Source organism: Sphingomonas silueang (assembly GCF_040049155.1).
In the GTDB taxonomy this organism is placed as follows: Bacteria; Pseudomonadota; Alphaproteobacteria; order Sphingomonadales; family Sphingomonadaceae; genus Sphingomonas; species Sphingomonas silueang.
Genome location: NZ_JBDZDK010000015.1, coordinates 41,654 through 58,390, shown reverse-complemented (window position 1 = coordinate 58,390; position 16,737 = coordinate 41,654). Strand labels below are relative to the sequence as shown.

The 16,737-nt window shown below is 69.4% G+C and carries 20 protein-coding genes; 9 read left to right on the top strand and 11 right to left on the bottom strand.

Annotated features, from left to right (window positions below; translation table 11 throughout):
- Positions 1-8: 8 nt before the first annotated feature.
- The 11 genes from ABLE43_RS14450 to hemE all read right to left on the bottom strand — a co-directional run bounded on the left by ABLE43_RS14450 (position 9) and on the right by hemE (position 10,774).
- Complete coding sequence (locus ABLE43_RS14450) at positions 9-1,622, bottom strand: ATP-binding protein (RefSeq protein ID WP_348979139.1); 1,614 nt, start codon at positions 1,620-1,622, stop codon at positions 9-11.
- A 37-nt stretch (positions 1,623-1,659) separates the two neighbouring features.
- Complete coding sequence (locus ABLE43_RS14445) at positions 1,660-2,586, bottom strand: ParB/RepB/Spo0J family partition protein (RefSeq protein ID WP_348979138.1); 927 nt, start codon at positions 2,584-2,586, stop codon at positions 1,660-1,662.
- Positions 2,583-3,362 (bottom strand): ParA family protein, encoded by a 780-nt coding sequence (locus tag ABLE43_RS14440; RefSeq protein WP_348979137.1) that lies wholly within the window; start codon positions 3,360-3,362, stop codon positions 2,583-2,585. The genes ABLE43_RS14445 and ABLE43_RS14440 overlap by 4 nt, the downstream gene beginning before the upstream one ends.
- A complete protein-coding gene (gene rsmG, locus ABLE43_RS14435; protein WP_348979136.1) occupies positions 3,359-3,979 on the bottom strand; it encodes a 16S rRNA (guanine(527)-N(7))-methyltransferase RsmG in 621 nt (206 codons plus the stop codon). The genes ABLE43_RS14440 and rsmG overlap by 4 nt, the downstream gene beginning before the upstream one ends.
- The gene (gene mnmG / locus ABLE43_RS14430; RefSeq protein WP_348979135.1) at positions 3,976-5,805 is read right to left on the bottom strand and encodes a tRNA uridine-5-carboxymethylaminomethyl(34) synthesis enzyme MnmG; all 1,830 of its coding nucleotides are present in this window, start codon (positions 5,803-5,805) and stop codon (positions 3,976-3,978) included. The genes rsmG and mnmG overlap by 4 nt, the downstream gene beginning before the upstream one ends.
- A gap of 22 nt (positions 5,806-5,827) precedes the next feature.
- Positions 5,828-7,111 (bottom strand): tRNA uridine-5-carboxymethylaminomethyl(34) synthesis GTPase MnmE, encoded by a 1,284-nt coding sequence (gene mnmE / locus ABLE43_RS14425; protein WP_348979134.1) that lies wholly within the window; start codon positions 7,109-7,111, stop codon positions 5,828-5,830.
- Between the two features lie 4 nt (positions 7,112-7,115).
- Positions 7,116-7,346: a DUF6489 family protein gene (locus ABLE43_RS14420; protein ID WP_348979133.1), complete on the bottom strand. Its 231-nt coding sequence runs from the start codon at positions 7,344-7,346 to the stop codon at positions 7,116-7,118.
- Positions 7,347-7,543: 197 nt separating this feature from the next.
- Positions 7,544-8,800: a transcription termination factor Rho gene (gene rho / locus ABLE43_RS14415; protein ID WP_348979132.1), complete on the bottom strand. Its 1,257-nt coding sequence runs from the start codon at positions 8,798-8,800 to the stop codon at positions 7,544-7,546.
- Positions 8,801-8,941: 141 nt separating this feature from the next.
- Positions 8,942-9,268 carry a hypothetical protein gene (locus ABLE43_RS14410; protein WP_348979131.1) on the bottom strand — a complete coding sequence of 109 codons (327 nt, stop codon included), beginning with the start codon at positions 9,266-9,268 and terminating at the stop codon, positions 8,942-8,944.
- A 10-nt stretch (positions 9,269-9,278) separates the two neighbouring features.
- Complete coding sequence (locus ABLE43_RS14405) at positions 9,279-9,734, bottom strand: CopD family protein (RefSeq protein ID WP_348979130.1); 456 nt, start codon at positions 9,732-9,734, stop codon at positions 9,279-9,281.
- Entirely contained in the window at positions 9,731-10,774 is a 1,044-nt protein-coding gene (gene hemE / locus ABLE43_RS14400; RefSeq protein WP_348979129.1) for a uroporphyrinogen decarboxylase, read from the bottom strand. The genes ABLE43_RS14405 and hemE overlap by 4 nt, the downstream gene beginning before the upstream one ends.
- Positions 10,775-11,068: 294 nt before the next feature.
- Between hemE and ABLE43_RS14395 the strand changes: the two genes are divergently transcribed.
- The 9 genes from ABLE43_RS14395 (at position 11,069) to ABLE43_RS14355 (ending at position 16,587) form a co-directional block, all read left to right on the top strand.
- Positions 11,069-11,887 carry a pyruvate, water dikinase regulatory protein gene (locus tag ABLE43_RS14395; RefSeq protein ID WP_348979128.1) on the top strand — a complete coding sequence of 273 codons (819 nt, stop codon included), beginning with the start codon at positions 11,069-11,071 and terminating at the stop codon, positions 11,885-11,887.
- Complete coding sequence (locus tag ABLE43_RS14390) at positions 11,884-12,480, top strand: Maf family protein (RefSeq protein ID WP_348979127.1); 597 nt, start codon at positions 11,884-11,886, stop codon at positions 12,478-12,480. Before ABLE43_RS14395 ends, ABLE43_RS14390 begins: the two co-directional genes overlap by 4 nt.
- Complete coding sequence (locus ABLE43_RS14385) at positions 12,477-13,286, top strand: shikimate dehydrogenase family protein (protein ID WP_348979126.1); 810 nt, start codon at positions 12,477-12,479, stop codon at positions 13,284-13,286. Before ABLE43_RS14390 ends, ABLE43_RS14385 begins: the two co-directional genes overlap by 4 nt.
- Positions 13,287-13,362: 76 nt before the next feature.
- Positions 13,363-13,974, top strand: a complete 612-nt coding sequence (gene coaE, locus ABLE43_RS14380; protein WP_348979125.1) for a dephospho-CoA kinase — start codon at positions 13,363-13,365, stop codon at positions 13,972-13,974.
- A gap of 7 nt (positions 13,975-13,981) precedes the next feature.
- The gene (gene dnaQ / locus ABLE43_RS14375) at positions 13,982-14,671 is read left to right on the top strand and encodes a DNA polymerase III subunit epsilon (RefSeq protein ID WP_348979124.1); all 690 of its coding nucleotides are present in this window, start codon (positions 13,982-13,984) and stop codon (positions 14,669-14,671) included.
- Positions 14,672-14,728: 57 nt separating this feature from the next.
- Entirely contained in the window at positions 14,729-15,337 is a 609-nt protein-coding gene (gene hpf / locus ABLE43_RS14370) for a ribosome hibernation-promoting factor, HPF/YfiA family (protein ID WP_348979123.1), read from the top strand.
- The gene (locus ABLE43_RS14365) at positions 15,337-15,804 is read left to right on the top strand and encodes a PTS sugar transporter subunit IIA (RefSeq protein ID WP_348979122.1); all 468 of its coding nucleotides are present in this window, start codon (positions 15,337-15,339) and stop codon (positions 15,802-15,804) included. Before hpf ends, ABLE43_RS14365 begins: the two co-directional genes overlap by 1 nt.
- Entirely contained in the window at positions 15,791-16,255 is a 465-nt protein-coding gene (locus ABLE43_RS14360) for a PaaI family thioesterase (protein ID WP_348979121.1), read from the top strand. The genes ABLE43_RS14365 and ABLE43_RS14360 overlap by 14 nt, the downstream gene beginning before the upstream one ends.
- On the top strand, positions 16,252-16,587 hold the full coding sequence (locus ABLE43_RS14355; protein ID WP_348979120.1) for a DUF1491 family protein: 336 nt from the start codon (positions 16,252-16,254) through the stop codon (positions 16,585-16,587). Before ABLE43_RS14360 ends, ABLE43_RS14355 begins: the two co-directional genes overlap by 4 nt.
- The last annotated feature ends 150 nt before the right edge of the window (positions 16,588-16,737 follow it).

Genomic DNA, 16,737 nt, shown 5'->3' with positions numbered 1-16,737 from the left:
CCAGCGCCCTACCGCCCCTGCGCCCGCCACCGCCGGATGGTCCGCGCGACGATCGCATCCTCCTCCCCCGTCTGGCGCCACAGCGTCGAGAAGGACGGATCGGTCGACGCCGGGCAACGCTCCGGTTCGAGGTCGTCGAACAACACCCGGATCGGCGTCGCCACCCCCTCCCCCACCACGATGCATTCGCGGTTGCGCAGCGCCGGGATCGCATCGAGGAAGCCGCGCGCGCCTTCCGGCATCGCCGCCCGCACGAACGCCTGGTCGCGTTCGTTGTTGAGCCGCATCGTCAGGATCGTGCCGCACTGCGACAACACCCCTTCCGCAAGGTCGGAAGGTCGCTGGGTGATGAGACCCAGCGCGACGCCGTACTTGCGCCCTTCCTTGGCGATGCGGCTCAGGATCTGCGCGACCGGCGATCCATCGGCATGCCGTTCGTTGGGGACGTAGCGATGCGCCTCCTCGCATACCAGCAGGATCGGGCGGCGCGGTTCGTCGCGCGACCACAGCGCATAGTCGAACACCAGCCGCGCCAGCACCGACACGACCACCCCGGTCACTTCGGACGGCATGCCCGACACATCGACGATCGACACCGGCCGCCCCTCGGCGGGCAGGCGGAACACCCGCTTCAATAGCGCCGCCATCGTATCGGCGACCAGCAGCCCGGAGAACATGAAGCCATAGCGCGGATCGGCACGCACCTCGTCGATCCGCCCGCGGATGCGCAGATAGGGCGCGGTGTCGCCCGCCCGGTTCATCCGCCCCATGTCCTGTTGCAGGATCTGGAGCAGGTCGGTCAGCAGATAGGGGATCGGCGAATCCACCGTCAGCCGCCCGACCTCCTGCGCCAGCCGGTGCTTCGCGCGTGCCGCCAGCAGGCAGCGGCCGAGGATGTCGGCATCCACCTGCCGCTCCGCCCCGCTGCTGGTCAGCAGCAGTTCGCAATGCTCGCGCAGGTCGAGCAGCCAGTATGGCAGTTGCAGGTTGCCCGCGTCGAACCGCATTGCCGTGTCGCCGAACGCGGCGGCATATTCGCCGTGCGGATCGACCATCACGATATGCGCCTGCGGATGCTGTTCGCAGATGCGATGCAGGATCAGCGCCGCCGAGGTCGACTTGCCGGTCCCGGTCGATCCCAGCAGCGCGAAATGCTTGCCGAGCAGCGCATCGACCTGCAACGCGGCGCGCACGTCGCGGGTCGGATGGACATGGCCGATCTCGATCCGCGCGCGATCGTCGGCGGCATAGACCCGCCGCAGATCGTCGGTCGTCACCGCCTGCACCGCGGTACCCGGCAGCGGATAGCGCGTCACGCCGCGCCGGAAGCGATCGATGCTGTCGCCGATCGCCTCGCCCTCCCCCAGGAAATCGACCTCGGCGATCACCTGCTCGCCCGTATCGGCCAGCCGCATCGCGCGGATGCTGGCGACGACCCAGCGGCTGCCGACGCGCATCCGCACCTGCGATCCGATCTGTCCCCCGGCGGCGGTGACGGCATCGGGCAGATCGGCCAGCGCATGAATCTGCCCGAGGTCGAGCAGCAACCGGCTGGCAGGGCCGGATATGGCAAGGACCGTCCCGATCACCGGCGGCGGGACGGCAGGAGCAAGCGAAACCATGGCCATACCCTGCGCACGACAGGGTTAAGGCCGGGTATCAGATCATGTCGCCGCTCAACCGCTGGCACACCAGATCGAGCTGGCCGAGCGTCGAATAGCCGATGGTGATCGCCCCGCCCTGTTCGCCATGCACGATGCTGACCTTCAGCCCCAGCACGTCGCCCAGCTGCCGCTCCAGCGCGCGCAGGTCGGCATCGCTGGTGCCGTCGTCGCCCGCCAGCGGATCGCGCTGCCCCACGGCACGCTCGCGCGGCTTCGCCTCGCCCTTCGCGCCGCGCGCCAGCTTCTCGACCTCGCGCACCGACAGCCCCTTGGCGACGATCCGCTGGGCGATCGCCTCCGCCTCCGGCACATTGATGAGCGCGCGGGCATGGCCCATCGAGATGCGCTGGTCGCCGACCATCTCCTGGATGGCGCGCGGCAGGTCGAGCAGCCGCAGCAGGTTCGCGACATGGCTGCGCGACTTGGCCACCAGGTGCGCCAGTGCTTCCTGGGTATGGCCGAACTCGTCGATCAGGCGGCGATAGCCCTCCGCCTCCTCGATCGCGGTCAGGTCGCGGCGCTGGATATTCTCGACCAGCGCGATTTCCATCGTCTCGGCATCGGTCAGGTCGCGCACGACGACCGGCACCTCGTGCAGCCGTGCCCGCTGCGCCGCGCGCCAGCGCCGCTCGCCCGCGACGATCTCATAGCCCTTGCCGTGCGGGCGCACCACGATCGGCTGGATGATCCCGCGCGCGGCGATCGATTCCGCCAGCTCGTCCAGCGCCGCATCGTCGAAGAAGCGGCGCGGCTGCCCCGCCATCGGCGTCAGCGCGGTGATCGGCAACTGCCGCACGCCGACCGACGGCGTGGTGGAACCGCGCGCGGGCTGCCCCTCGCCCTCGACATCGCCGAACAGCGCGCTCAGCCCCCGGCCCAATCCGGCACGCGGTGCGCGACGCGGCGTCTGCGCCTCGCTCATGCCGCTTCCGCCAGCTTGGGCAGCCGCGCGATGACCTCGCGGGCCAGCGCGATATAGGCCTCCGACCCGGCGCAGCGATAATCGTAGATCAGCGCGGGCATGCCGTGGCTCGGCGCTTCGGACAGGCGCACGTTGCGCGGGATCACCGTGTCGAACACCACCTTGCCCAGCACCGCGCGCACATCGTCGCTCACCTGATCGGTCAGCCGGTTGCGCCGGTCGTACATCGTCAGCACCACGCCGAGGATCGACAGCCCCGGATTGAACCGCCCGCGAATCCGCTCGACGGTGCTGAGCAGCTGGCTCAGCCCCTCCAGCGCGAAGAACTCGCATTGCAGCGGCACCAGCAGCGCATGGCTCGCCACCATCGCATTGACCGTCAGCAGCCCCAGCGACGGCGGACAATCGACGAGGATCACGTCCCATTTGCCGCCGCTGGCCTCGACCACCCGGTCGAGGCGATGGGTGCGCGCCTCGAACTCGATCAGCTCGATCTCCGCGCCCGACAGGTCGACCGTGGCGGGCACGATCGACAGCCGCGGCACCTTGGTCGGGATCACCGCCTCGGTCAGCATCATGTCGCCGACCAGCAGGTCGTAGGTCGAGAACTGCCGGTCGTTCCGCCCGATCCCCAGCCCGGTCGAGGCATTGCCCTGCGGATCGAGGTCGAGGATCAGCACTTCGAGGCCAGTCGCCGCCAGTGCGGTGCCGACATTGATCGCGGTCGTCGTCTTGCCGACGCCCCCCTTCTGGTTCGCGATCGCGATACAGATCATGGCTTGTGCACTCCCGTAGCGATCACGATGGCCGATGCCGGATCGGTGATGCTGTGTTCCACGTGAAACGTTCCGCGCCAGACACGGCGCGCTTCGGCCAGTTCGTCGGCCGCGCTGCGCCCCTTGGGCAACAGCCATAGCGTATCGCGGTTCGCATGCCCAAGGCCGATTGCGAATAATGCGTCGAGCCTCGCCACCGCCCGCGCGCTGATGATCGCCGCCGGGTGGTCAGCGGGGAGGCGCTCGATCTTCGCCTGATGCACCACGACGTTGCCGAGGCCGAGATCGGCGGCGATCGCCTCCAGCAACTGCGCCCGCCGTGCCCGCGGTTCGACCAGCACCGTGCGCCGCCCGGTCAGGATCGCGGCGACGATGCCCGGAAAGCCCGCGCCCGATCCGATATCGATCCAGTCGCCGGGCCCCGCCGCATCGGCCAGCGGCACCAGTTGCGCCGAATCGAGGATGTGGCGCTCCCAGATATGCGGCACCGTCGATGCCGCGATCAGATTCTGGTGCGCCGTCTCCGCCACGATCCGGTCGGCAAAGGCCGCCAGCCGATCGACCTTCGCCGCATCGAACCGCTGCGCGATCCAGCCCTGCGCGTCCGCCTCGCTCATGCCGCCAGCCGCCCGCCGCGATGATGCAGCAGGATCGTGACCAGCGCGGCGGGCGTCACCCCCTGCACCCGGCCTGCCGCCGCCAGCGTCTCGGGCTGGGCGGCGGTGAGGCGCTCGATCATCTCGTTCGAGAGCCCCGGCACCCGTGCGAACGGGAAGTCGGTGGGCAGCACGACATGATCGTCGCGCGCCGCCGCCAGTTCCGCCGCCTGCCGTTCGAGATAGGGGGCATAGCGCGCATCCTCGACCAGCTCGGTCAGGATATCGTCGTCCGCGCTCACGCCCAGATGCGCCGGGGTGACGCCGTGCACCAGCAGCCATTCCATGCCGCTGCGGGTATCGGTCCCGCCGACCGGGGCGCCGCGCGACTGCAACGCGCCTGCCGGATGCCGCACCGCCAGTTCCGCCGCCAGCGCATCGCGCCGCCCGGCCCGCGCCCGGTTGAACGCCATCCGTTCGGGCGACAACAGCCCCGCGTCTTCCGCAATGCCGCCCAGCCGCGTAGTCGCGTTGTCGGAGCGCAGCCGCAGCCGATATTCCGCGCGCGCGGTCATCATCCGGTAGGGCTCGGACACGCCCTGCAACACCAGATCGTCGATCATCACCCCGATATAGCTCGACGCGCGATCGAGGATCAGCGGCGCGAGCCCCAGCGCATGGGCGGTGGCATTGGCACCCGCCACCAGCCCCTGCCCGCCCGCTTCCTCATAGCCGGTCGTGCCGTTGATCTGCCCGGCGAAATACAGCCCGGTCAGCGCGCGCAACCCCAGCGTCGCATCCAGCGCGCGCGGATCGATATAGTCATATTCGACCGCATAGCCCGGCGTCTCGATCACCACCCGTTCCAGCCCGGCGACGCTGCGCAGCATCGCCAGCTGCACATCGGTCGGCAGCGAGGTCGAGACGCCGTTGGGATAGACCAGATGCGTGTCGAGTCCCTCGGGTTCGAGGAAGATCTGATGCCCGTCGCGGTCGCCGAAGCGATGCACCTTGTCCTCGATCGACGGGCAATAGCGCGGCCCCCGCCCCGCGATCGATCCCGAGAACAATGGCGACCGGTCCAGCCCGGCGCGGATGATATCGTGCGTCGCCGCCGTGGTCCGGGCGATGGCGCAGGCGAGTTGCGGCAGTCGCTGCGCCGGATCGCTCAGCGGCGACATGGTCCACACCTCGCGGTCCGACGGCTGCTCGGGCAGCGCCGCCCAGTCGATCGTCCGCCCGTCGAGCCGCGGCGGCGTGCCGGTCTTGAGCCGCGCGATCGGCAGCGACAAGTCGCGCAACTGCTGTCCCAATCGCGTCGCCGCCCGCTCCCCGATCCGCCCGCCGACCGACCGCTCGTCCCCCCTGAACATCGTGCCGCCGAGGAACGTGCCGGTCGCCAGCACCACCGCGCCGGCGCCGATCAGCATACCATCGGCCAGTTCGACGCCCGTCACCCGATCGCCTGCCACGGTCAGCGCCACGCTGTCGCAGCCGATGACGGTCAGGTTCGGATGCGCCAGCAGCGCCTTGACCGCCGCGGCATAGCGCACCCGGTCGGCCTGCACCCGCGGCCCCTGCACCGCCGATCCCTTGCTGCGGTTCAGCATGCGGTGATGGATCGCCGCGCCATCCGCCGCACGCGCCATCACCCCGCCCAGCGCGTCGATCTCGCGGACGATATGGCCCTTGCCGAGCCCCCCGATCGCCGGGTTGCACGACATCGCTCCGATCCGCGCCGGATCGAAGTCGATCAGCGCAGTCCGCGCCCCACGCCGCGCCGCCGCATGGGCGGCTTCGGTACCGGCATGGCCGCCACCGACGATCACTACATCGAACGTCATCATTTCCATCGTTCCACGTGGAACATCATTTCCCGATACAGAAGTGCCCGAACAGCCCGTCGAGCATCGCTTCGGTGGCGTGCTGCCCGGTCAATGCCGCAAAGCCGTTAAGAACATATCGCAATTCTTCGGCGAGCAACAGCGGATCATGCTGCGCCGCCGCGCGGTGCAATGCGGCGGCGGCAGTCCGGGCATGGTCGGCCTGACGACGGTTGAGCGCCAGTTCGTCGACCCTGGGCAACAACGCCTTCGCCCGATCGGCCAGCGCCTGCCACAGCGCCTCCATCCCCGCGCCCGTCTCCGCCGACACGCCGATCCGCTCCGGCGGTGCGACGCGACCGGGCAGGTCGGCGCGCGGCCACAGCGCCAGCGCGCCCGGCGGCGGCGCATCGTCGCCCAGCCACAGCACGATGTCCGCCCCCGCCATCGCCGCCCCTGCCCGATCGATGCCGATCGCCTCGATCGCATCGTCGGTCGCATCGCGTAGCCCCGCGGTATCGAGGAACAGCCACGCGACCCCTTCGCGCACCACCGGCGTCTCGATCACGTCGCGGGTCGTCCCCGCCACCGGCGATACGATCGCCGCATCGCGCCCGACCAGCGCGTTGAGCAGCGTCGACTTGCCCGCATTGGGCGGCCCGGCCAGCACCACGCGGATGCCGTCGCGCAACCGCTCGACCGGCGGCGCGGCGAGTACGGCATCGATGGCGCCCGCCAGCGCCACCGCCTGTACCCGAATGCCGTCGAGCACCGCATCGCCCGCATCGACGTCGTCCTCGTCGCCATGGTCGAGGATCGCCTCGACCTGCGCCGCCAGCATCGTCGCATCGGCGGACCAGCGTGCGACCTGTCGCCGCAATCGTCCGCCGCTGGTATCGATCGCGAGGCGTCGCTGCGCTTCCGTCTCCGCCGACAACAGGTCGGCCAGCCCTTCCGCCTCGGTCAAGTCGATCCGGCCATGCGCCAGTGCCCGCCGGGTGAACTCGCCCGGCTCGGCGGGGCGCAGGCCGGGGATGGCCGCCAGCTCGGCCTCGACCGCCGCGACCACCGCCCGCCCGCCGTGCAGGTGCAGTTCGACCAGATCCTCGCCGGTCGCGGTGTTCGGGGCGTCGAACACCAGCACCACCGCCCGGTCGAGCAGCGCGCCGTCGCCCGTTCTGCGCAACCTTCGCAACCTTGCCGCGCGCGGCGGCGGCAAGGTGCCCGCCAGCGCGGTCACCGCCGCGCGCGCGCCCGCGCCCGACACCCGCACCACCGCGATGGCGGCGGGCGGGCGACCGCTCGACACGGCAAAGATCGTGCTCGCCATCGGCTCAGCCGCCGCGCGTGGCACTCTCGAACATCTTGCGCCAGAAGGTCATGCCCGCCTCGCCCATCGGCGCCCAGCTCTTCATCATCTGGTCGAGCAGCTCGGGGCTGGCCCCCTTCTCCATCGTGTCGGTCAGCATCTGGACATAGCGGTCGTGCACCGGGGTGAAATCGGGCAGGCCCATCGCGCGGCGCGCCTCTTCGGGGGTGCAGTCGACGGTGACGTTGATCTTCATGGGCTCCCCCGGGTTCGGTGTTATGCCCCATGCATAGGGTCGAATGGTTCGGAATGCGAGAACGCCCGCGCTTCCGGCAAAGGAAGCGCGGGCGCTCCGGGCGGACATGGGCGAAGCCCATGTCGTCGGTCGGGCGTTCCAGCCCGCCGGCCGGATCGATGCGAGTCAGGCGGCGGCACGCCGCCTGCCGCATTCGATCACTGATTCATGCTGTCGAAGAAGTCCTCGTTGGTCTTGGAATTCTTCATCTTGTCGAGCAGGAACTCCATCGCGTCGACGGTGCCCATCTGCATCAGGATGCGGCGCAGCACCCACATCTTGGACAGCTTGGTCTTGTCGACCAGCAGCTCTTCCTTGCGCGTACCCGACTTGCCGACGTCCAGCGCCGGGAAGATGCGCTTGTCCGCCACCTTGCGGTCGAGCACGATTTCCGAGTTGCCGGTGCCCTTGAACTCCTCGAAGATCACCTCGTCCATGCGGCTGCCGGTATCGATCAGCGCGGTGGCGATGATCGACAGCGACCCGCCCTCCTCGATGTTGCGCGCCGCGCCGAAGAAGCGCTTGGGCCGCTGCAATGCGTTCGCATCGACACCGCCGGTCAGCACCTTGCCCGACGACGGCACGACCGTGTTGTACGCCCGGCCCAGCCGCGTGATCGAATCGAGCAGGATCACCACGTCCTTCTTGTGCTCGACGAGGCGCTTGGCCTTTTCGATCACCATTTCGGCGACCTGCACATGGCGCTGCGCCGGTTCGTCGAAGGTCGAGGAGATCACCTCGCCCTTCACGCTGCGCTGCATGTCGGTGACTTCCTCCGGGCGCTCGTCGATCAGCAGGACGATCAGGAACACTTCGGGATGGTTGTCGGTGATCGCCTTGGCGATATTCTGGAGCAGCACCGTCTTGCCGACGCGCGGCGGGGCGACGATCAGCGACCGCTGGCCCTTGCCCTGGGGGCTGACAATGTCGATCACCCGCGCCGACTTGTCCTTGATCGTCGGGTCGAGCTGGTCGAGCGTCAGCTTCTGCTCGGGATAGAGCGGGGTGAGGTTGTCGAAATTGACCCGGTGGCGCACCGCATCGGGATCGTCGAAATTGACCGAGACGAGCCGGGTCAGCGCGAAATAGCGCTCGCCGTCCTTGGGCGCGCGCACCTCGCCCTCGACGGTGTCGCCGGTGCGAAGCCCATGCTTGCGCACCTGGTTGGGCGAGACATAGATGTCGTCCGGCCCCGCGAGATAGTTCGCTTCCGGGCTGCGCAGGAAGCCGAAGCCGTCCTGCAGCACCTCGATCGTGCCGACCCCCATGATCTGCTCGCCGTTCTCGGCGCGCGCCTTGAGGATGGCGAACATCAGGTCCTGCTTGCGCATGGTCGACGCGCCTTCGACCCCCAGTTCCTCGGCCATGGAGACGAGTTCGGCGGGAGCGTGCTTCTTTAGGTCTTTGAGGTGCATGGGGGGTCCGGGACAGCGATGGGGAGGCAGGGTCGGCACTCAGGCGGACGCAAGCGGCTGGGACGGGCGCACCGAGGACCGGGCACCACTGCCGCCGGACCTAGGTCCTGTCCCCGATCAAGTCAAGCCGACACGCCGGTGCTAGTTGGACGAGGCAGCACCCCTGGCGGCACGGTCGAACATGACGAACGTCTCGGCGACGGTGCGCATCCGTGCGGCATATTGCGCGCTGGTCGCGGCGGTCACCGTATCGGGCAGGCGCCGCACCCGCTCGACCTCGATCGGGATATCGATCGCAGGTGCAGCCACGCCGATCCGTCCGATGAAATACGCCAGGGCGACCAGCAGCGGCTGCCGTTCGGCCGGGCGCACCTGCTCCAGCCGCGTGGCGACCACCGCCGCACAGCGTATGTCGTCGGCGACATCGGTTGCGGGTACCCCCTGCATCGCGATCAACCATGCCAGCATCGCATCCCCCTCAGAACGGCTTGACCACCGCCAGCACCACCGCCGCGATCGCCGCCAGCGCGGGCAGCTCGTTCGCCAGCCGCAACTGCTTCGGGGTCAGCGTCGGCCGCCCCGCCGCCAGCTTCCTTGCATAGCCGACCGCCCAGCCGTGATAGCCGGTCAGCACCACCACCACCAACAGCTTGGCGTGCAGCCACCCCAGCCCCGCGCCGCCCTCGAACAGCCCGACATTGGCCGCCAGCGTCAGCCCCAGCACCCACACCGCGATCATCGCCGGGGTCAGGATCATCCGCCTGAGCAGCGCCTCGCGCCGCACCCAGCGCGCCGGTTCGGCCGGATCGTCCAGACCCTCCTGATGATGCACCAGATAGCGCGGCAACATGAACAGCCCCGCCATCCAGAAGATGACGAAGACGATATGCGCCGCCTTCACCCAGAGATACGCGCCGCCCAGAAACCCGCTCATCCGCGCACCCTCGCCACCAGCCGCTCGACATGCGCGATCGGCGTGTCCTGCTGGATACCATGGCCGAGGTTGAAGACATGCGGCCTTGTCGGAAAGGCCGCCAGCACCCGGTCGACCCCCGCATCGAGCGCCGCACCGCCCGCGATCAGCAGCAGCGGATCGAGATTGCCCTGCACCGGAAGCCCTTGCGGAAGCACTGCGTTCGCCCACGCCGGATCGACCGTCTCGTCCAGCCCGATCGCATCCGCGCCCGTCTCGCGCGCATAGGCCGCGAGCTTGCCGCCCGCGCCCTTGGGGAAGCCGATCACCGGTACGCCCGGCCGCGCCTCGTGCAACCGCGCGACCAGCCGCGCGGTCGGCGCGATCACCCATGCCTCGAACTGCTGCGGCGACAGGCTCCCTGCCCAGCTGTCGAACAGCTGCACCGCCTCGACCCCGGCATCGATCTGGCCGAGCAGATAGGTGAAGGTCGCCTCCTCGATCGCCTCGATCAGCGATCCGAACGCCGCCGGATCGGCATGCGCCAGCCGCCGTGCCGCCGCCTGCTCCTTCGATCCCTGCCCCGCGACCATATAGGTGGCGACGGTCCACGGCGATCCGGCGAAGCCGAGGAAGGTCACACCCGGGGGCAGCATCGCCGCCACCTGCCGCACCGTCTCGTACACCGGGTCGAGCCGTTCGGGCGCGGCGGTCAGCGCCGCCCATGCCCCGTCGACCAGCGGCGGGGCGAGGCGCGGCCCCTCCCCCGCCTCGAACCACAGGTCCTGCCCGAGTGCGTGCGGGATGACGAGGATGTCGCTGAACAGGATCGCCCCGTCGAACCCGAAGCGGCGCAGCGGCTGCACAGTCACTTCGGCGGCGGCGGCACTGTCATGCACCAGCGCGAGGAATCCGCCCTTCTCCGCCCGGAGCGCGCGATATTCGGGCAGGTACCGCCCGGCCTGACGCATCAGCCAGAGCGGCGGGCGCGGCTGGCGATGTCCACGCAGCGTCGCGAGCAGCGGTTTCGGTTCGGTCGGAACGGTCAGGCGAGCCTCCACACCATAAGAGGATTCAAGAAAGGTTGGGGAAGTGGTTGGGCGGTGGACAACGGGGCTTATGGGGGATTGCCCGGATTGCCAACAGATTGACTCATCCGGACTCCGCGGGAGTCCCGCGATTCCCGCAGGCTTATCCACGTTATCCACAGCCTGTGGATAAAATCGGCCCCTGTGCGGGGCGTGTGAATCCCCTGTGGATAACTTCCGACTTATCCACAGCTTTGCAGGGGGTCCGGCTTACGCTAGCGGTTCTCCGCGAGTTATCCACAGGCTTGTCCACAGCGGGAATCGGCGATGCGCCTTCACCTCCATCTCCTGTCCGATTCCACCGGCGAGACGCTGGAGAACATCGCCAAGGCGGCGCTGGCGCAGTTCGACGATGTGGATACCATGCGCCATTTCTGGCCGATGGTCCGCTCCGAGACGCATCTCGAGCGGATCCTGTCGGAGATCGCGGTCAATCCCGGCCTCGTGCTCTATACGCTGGTCAATCCGGCGATCCGGCGGATGCTGGAGGCGCGCTGCGCGGCATTGGGCCTGCCCGCGGTCGCGCCGATGGACGCGGTCAGCAACGCGCTCTCCAACCTGCTGGGACAGGAGGCCAAGGCCCGGCCGGGGCGGCAGCACAGCCTCGACGCCGCCTATTTCGCGCGGGTGGAGGCGATCCAGTGGACCATCGCCCATGACGACGGCATCGCCTCGGAGGATTGGGAGGAGGCCGATATCGTGCTGGCGGGCGTGTCGCGCTCGTCCAAGACGCCGACGTCGATCTATCTCGCCAATCGCGGCTACAAGGCCGCGAACATCCCGATCGTGGTCGAAAGCCCGCCGCCGCCGATCCTCTTCACGCTGAAGAACCCGCTGGTCGTGGGGCTGACGACCAGCGCCGACCGGCTGATCGCGATCCGGCGCAACCGGCTGCTGTCGCTCAACCAGATGCCCGACACCGATTATGTCGAACAGGATGCGGTGGTGCGCGAACTGTCCTATGCGCGGCGGATGTTCGCGGATAACGGCTGGCCGGTGATCGACGTGACCCGCCGCTCGATCGAGGAGACGGCGGCGGCGATCATCACCTTGTGCAACGAACGCCGACTGGAGCCGCGCGCATGAGTTTCGTCCTCGCCTCGATGAGCGCCGCCCGGCGGGCGATGCTGGATGCGGCGGGCATCGCGCACGACGCGATCCCGAGCGGGCTGGACGAGGATGCGGCCAAGGCGGCGCTGGCGGCCGAGGCGCTCAAGCCCCGCGACCTGGCGGACGCCCTTGCCGAAATGAAGGCGATGCGCGCCGCGACGCGGGTGCCGGGCACCCTGGTGCTGGGCGCGGATTCGGTGGTGGCGCTGACCGACGGGACGGTGCTCGACAAGCCGGTCGACCGTGCCGACGCCGCGCGCCACCTGCGTAGCCTGGCCGGGGGGCGGCACGACCTGTTCAGCGCGGCGGTGATCGTCGAGGGCGGGCGTCCGGTCTGGCGGCACGTCGGCCATGCGAAGCTGACCGTCCGGCCGATGTCCGACGGCTTCATCGAATCCTATCTCGACGCCGAATGGCCCGCCGTCGCGGGCTGTGTCGGCTGCTTCCGCATCGAGGGGCCGGGGGTGCAGCTGTTCGACCGGATCGACGGCGATCCCTGGACGATCCTCGGCCTGCCGCTGCTCGAACTGCAACGCTATCTGCGCCACCGGGGACTATTGCCGCAATGACGCCCTATGCCGAGGTGATCGGCGATCCGATCGCCCAGTCCAAGTCGCCGCTGATCCACGGCTTCTGGCTCCGCCAGCTCGGGATCGATGCCGAGTATCGCAGGGCGCACGTCACGCCGGAGGGGCTTGCCGATTATTTCGCGGCGCGGCGCGTCGATCCGGCCTGGCGCGGATGCAACGTCACCGCGCCGCACAAGCTGGCCGTGCTCGACCATGTCGCCGATCCGGGCGACGTGCGCGGCTCGATCGGCGCGATCAATACGGTGTTCCGGGGCGAGGACGGCGACTGGATCGGGACCAACACCGACGCGGCGGGCTTCCATGCCCCGATCGCGGGACTCGACCTGACGGGCAAGCCGGTGGCGGTCATCGGTGCCGGGGGGGCGGCGCGCGCGATCCTGTTCGCGCTGTCGCGGCTGGGGGTCGGGCGGGTCACGGTGCTCAACCGCAACGTGCTGAAGGCGGCGGGGCTGCTCGCGCAGTTCGGCCTGAAGGGCGACGCGCTGCCGCTCACCGCGCCGCTGCCGCCGGTAAAGCTGCTGGTCAACGCCAGCACGCTGGGCATGACCGGTCAGCCGCCGCTGACCGTCGACCTCTCGCCGCTGCCCGATGATGCGGTGGTGTACGATGCGGTGTACGCCCCGATCGAGACCGGCCTGCTGGCCCAGGCGCATGGCCGCGCCCTCGATACGGTCGACGGGCTGGAGATGCTGGTCGGACAGGCGGCGCTGGCGTTCGAGCTCTTCTTCGGCGTCGCCCCGCCGCGCGACCGCGACGACGAACTGCGCGCGTTGCTGCTGGGGTGATGCGCCCGTCCCGCCCTGCCGAAACCCGTGGCACGAGTGTAAAGTTTGTACATTTTGACCGCCGGACCCGCGCCCGGTGACGCAGGCGGCGCGCCCGTTCGTCCTCGGCCTCACCGGATCGATCGGCATGGGCAAGTCGACCGTCGCCGCGATGTTCCGTGACCTCGGCGTGCCGGTGTTCGACGCCGATGCCGCGGTCCACGCGCTGCAGGGGCCGGGCGGCGCGTTGCTGCCCGCGATCGAGGCGGCGTTTCCCGGCACGACCTCCGCTGCCGGAGTCGATCGCCCCGCCCTGCGCGCCGCGATCTTCGGCGATGCCGCCGCGCGCCGCCGACTCGAAGCGATCGTCCATCCCGCGGTCGCCGCCGAACGGGAACGCTTCCTTCGGCTCCATGCCGCCGCACCGCTGGTCGTGCTCGACGTGCCCTTGCTCTACGAAACCGGCGGCGAGCGCTACTGCGATGCCGTGGCGGTCGTCTCCGCCCCGGCAGCGGTCCAGCGCGTCCGCGTCCTCGCCCGCCCCGGCATGACCGAAACCGCCTTCGCCGCCATCCTCGCCAGCCAGCTGCCCGATGTCGAGAAGCGTGCCCGCGCCACCCATGTGATCGATACCGGCACGACGCCCGCCGCGACGCGGGCACGGGTCGCGGCGCTGGTCGCTTGCATGGGCGCGGGGGAAGGCGGATAAGGTAGCGATGCGCGAGATCGTGTTCGACACCGAGACCACCGGGTTCAAATTCTCCGAAGGCGACCGGCTGGTCGAGATCGGCTGCGTCGAGCTGGTCAACCGGGTGGAGACGGGCGCGACCTTCCACCGCTATTTCAACCCCGGCCGCTCGATGCCGGCGGAGGCGCAGGCGGTGCACGGCCTGTCCGACGCCTTCCTCGCCGACAAGCCCGCCTTCCCGACCGCGATCGACGAGCTGCTGGCGTTCCTCGGCGATGCGCCGCTCGTCGCGCACAATGCGAATTTCGATTTCGGCTTCCTCAACGGCGAGCTGCAACAGGCGGGATATGCGCCGATCGCGATGTCGCGGATGGTCGATACGCTGGCGATCGCGCGCAGCCGCCATCCCGGCGCCAAGCACACGCTCGACGCGCTGTGCAGCCGCTTCGGGATCGACCGCAGCCGCCGCGTGCTGCACGGCGCGCTGCTCGACGCGCAGCTGCTGTCGCAGGTCTATGTCGAGCTGATGGGCGGGCGGCAGATCGGCTTCGGGCTGGACGCCGCGCCTGCCCCCGTCGTCGTCGAACGGGTGGAGACGGTCGCCGCCCCGCAGCCCCGCCCGCCGCGCACCTTCCATGCCAGCGAGGCCGAACTGGCCGCGCATGCCGCCTTCATCGCCACGCTGAAGGAACCGTTATGGGCACAGTCGGCGCCCTGAGGCGTTGACGCCCCCCGCTTTCAGCGGTTTTCGAGTACCACAATGACGGAGGATTACATGGACATCCGGGTTTCGGGGCACCAGGTCGACACTGGCGACGCGCTGAAGGTGATGGTCCAGGACCGGCTCCAGGGCATCGCCGACAAATATTTCCAGCGCGCGATCTCTGCGACCGCGACGTTCGGCAAGGGGCCGCACGACAACGGCTTCGTCTGCGACATCGTGTGCCATGTGACCCAGGGCCTCGTCCTCAAGGGGCATAACACCGGCCAGGATGCGCAGGGCGCGTTCGTCGGTGCGGCGGACAAGATCGAGAAGCAGCTGCGCCGCTACACCCGCCGCCTGAAGGACCGCAACGCGGCACAGGTCGTGGCGATGACCGAGGCGGGCGGATACGACAACGGCTTCGACAATGCGGGCTATACCGTGTTCGGCGGCAACGACGATCATGACGAGGAGGTGGCCGACGCCCCGCTCATCATCGCCGAGACGCGGGTCGACGTGCCCGATGCCAGCGTGTCCGACGCGGTGATGATGCTCGACCTGCGCAACACCAACGCGCTGCTGTTCCTGAACAGCGGCACCGGCGCGTTCAACATGGTCTATCGCCGCCACGACGGCACGATCGGCTGGGTCGAACCCAACCGTGCGGCACAAGCGTCATAGTGTACGATTTCCACGACCTGGTATCGCCGAAGTCGGTGCTGGCGGACGTGTCCGTCGGCACCCGCAAGGCATTGTTCGCGCAGCTCGGCACCGTGGCGGGGGCGGTGTTCGACACGGATCCGCGCGCGGTGGCCGAGTTGCTCGCGGAACGCGAACGGCTGGGATCGACCGCGTTCGGCGGCGGCATCGCCATTCCCCATGCGCGGATCGCATCGCTGGGGCAGGTCGGCGGGGTGTTCCTGCGCCTCGCCCGCCCGCTCGATTTCGCGGCGGTCGACGATCTGCCGGTCGATCTGGTGTTCGCGCTGTTCTCGCCGCCCAATGCGGGCAGCGATCATCTGAAGGCGCTGGCGCGGGTGTCGCGGGCCCTGCGCGATGCAGCGTTCCGCGCGAAGCTGCGCGGGGCGGGGTCCGCCGACGCGCTCTACGCGCTGCTGTCAGGCGTAGAGGCACGTGACGCCGCCTGAGCCGCCCGCGGGCGAGGCGGCGCATTTCCGGGCACTGGAGGCGCTCTACGCCGCGGCCCCGGTCAACCGGCTGTTCGATTCGCGGCTGGAGATCGTGGGGGCGGGCCATGCGCGCATCCATTTCACGATCGATCCGCGCCACTTCCATGCGGCGGGCGCGGCGCACGGCACCGCCTATTTCAAGATGCTCGACGATGCCGCCTTCTATGCCGCCAACACGCTCGTCACCGATCGCTTCCTGCTGACCACCGCGTTCAACCTGCTGCTCACCCGCCCGCTCGGGCCGGGGCCGGTGGTGGCGGAGGGGCGCTGGGTCAGCGGGCGGCGGCGGGTGTTCATCGCCGACGCGCACCTGATCGATGCCGAGGGCGAGGAGGCGGCGCGCGGTACCGGCACCTTCATGAAAAGCCGCATCCCGCTCGCCACCCTGCCGGGCTATCGTACCCCGTGAGCGGCCTGCCCACGGCACTACTGGTCGGGGGTTTCGTGCGCGCGGTGGAGGCGGCGGGCGGGCAGGCGATGGTGCTGGCGCGCGGCGACGCCGAGTCCGGAATCGTCCTGCTGCTGACGATCGATCGCACGGGCGCAGCCGCCCTGTTCGAGCGCGAACGCGATCTCGACGGGCGGGCCAGGATCGTCCGGCGCAAACCCGATCTGGCGAGCGAAGGCGAGCTTACCCGCTACTGGCAGGAACGACGCCGCAACGACCCGGACCTGTGGGTGGTCGAGGCGATCGTCGCAGGCGGCGAACGGTTGGCCGCTGAAACCCTGTGGGCTGATTGACACAGGACCGTAACGAAACCTAAGCGGCGTGCATCAGGCACACGCGTTGTGCCGGTCGGGGTGCGATACCGATCGGTTACGCAGTCGGGGGGCAAGTCCGGTCGCCGGGCCTTCGTTCGCGAAGGGCACGTCGGTCGCGCACCAACCGCA

Coding starts and splice junctions, on each gene's coding strand:
- ABLE43_RS14450 (WP_348979139.1), bottom strand. CDS start 1,622: ATGGTTTCGCTTGCTCCTGCCGTCCCGCCGCCGGTGATCGGGACGGTC.
- ABLE43_RS14445 (WP_348979138.1), bottom strand. CDS start 2,586: ATGAGCGAGGCGCAGACGCCGCGTCGCGCACCGCGTGCCGGATTGGGC.
- ABLE43_RS14440 (WP_348979137.1), bottom strand. CDS start 3,362: ATGATCTGTATCGCGATCGCGAACCAGAAGGGGGGCGTCGGCAAGACG.
- rsmG (WP_348979136.1), bottom strand. CDS start 3,979: ATGAGCGAGGCGGACGCGCAGGGCTGGATCGCGCAGCGGTTCGATGCG.
- mnmG (WP_348979135.1), bottom strand. CDS start 5,805: ATGATGACGTTCGATGTAGTGATCGTCGGTGGCGGCCATGCCGGTACC.
- mnmE (WP_348979134.1), bottom strand. CDS start 7,111: ATGGCGAGCACGATCTTTGCCGTGTCGAGCGGTCGCCCGCCCGCCGCC.
- ABLE43_RS14420 (WP_348979133.1), bottom strand. CDS start 7,346: ATGAAGATCAACGTCACCGTCGACTGCACCCCCGAAGAGGCGCGCCGC.
- rho (WP_348979132.1), bottom strand. CDS start 8,800: ATGCACCTCAAAGACCTAAAGAAGCACGCTCCCGCCGAACTCGTCTCC.
- ABLE43_RS14410 (WP_348979131.1), bottom strand. CDS start 9,268: ATGCTGGCATGGTTGATCGCGATGCAGGGGGTACCCGCAACCGATGTC.
- ABLE43_RS14405 (WP_348979130.1), bottom strand. CDS start 9,734: ATGAGCGGGTTTCTGGGCGGCGCGTATCTCTGGGTGAAGGCGGCGCAT.
- ABLE43_RS14395 (WP_348979128.1), top strand. CDS start 11,069: ATGCGCCTTCACCTCCATCTCCTGTCCGATTCCACCGGCGAGACGCTG.
- ABLE43_RS14390 (WP_348979127.1), top strand. CDS start 11,884: ATGAGTTTCGTCCTCGCCTCGATGAGCGCCGCCCGGCGGGCGATGCTG.
- ABLE43_RS14385 (WP_348979126.1), top strand. CDS start 12,477: ATGACGCCCTATGCCGAGGTGATCGGCGATCCGATCGCCCAGTCCAAG.
- dnaQ (WP_348979124.1), top strand. CDS start 13,982: ATGCGCGAGATCGTGTTCGACACCGAGACCACCGGGTTCAAATTCTCC.
- hpf (WP_348979123.1), top strand. CDS start 14,729: ATGGACATCCGGGTTTCGGGGCACCAGGTCGACACTGGCGACGCGCTG.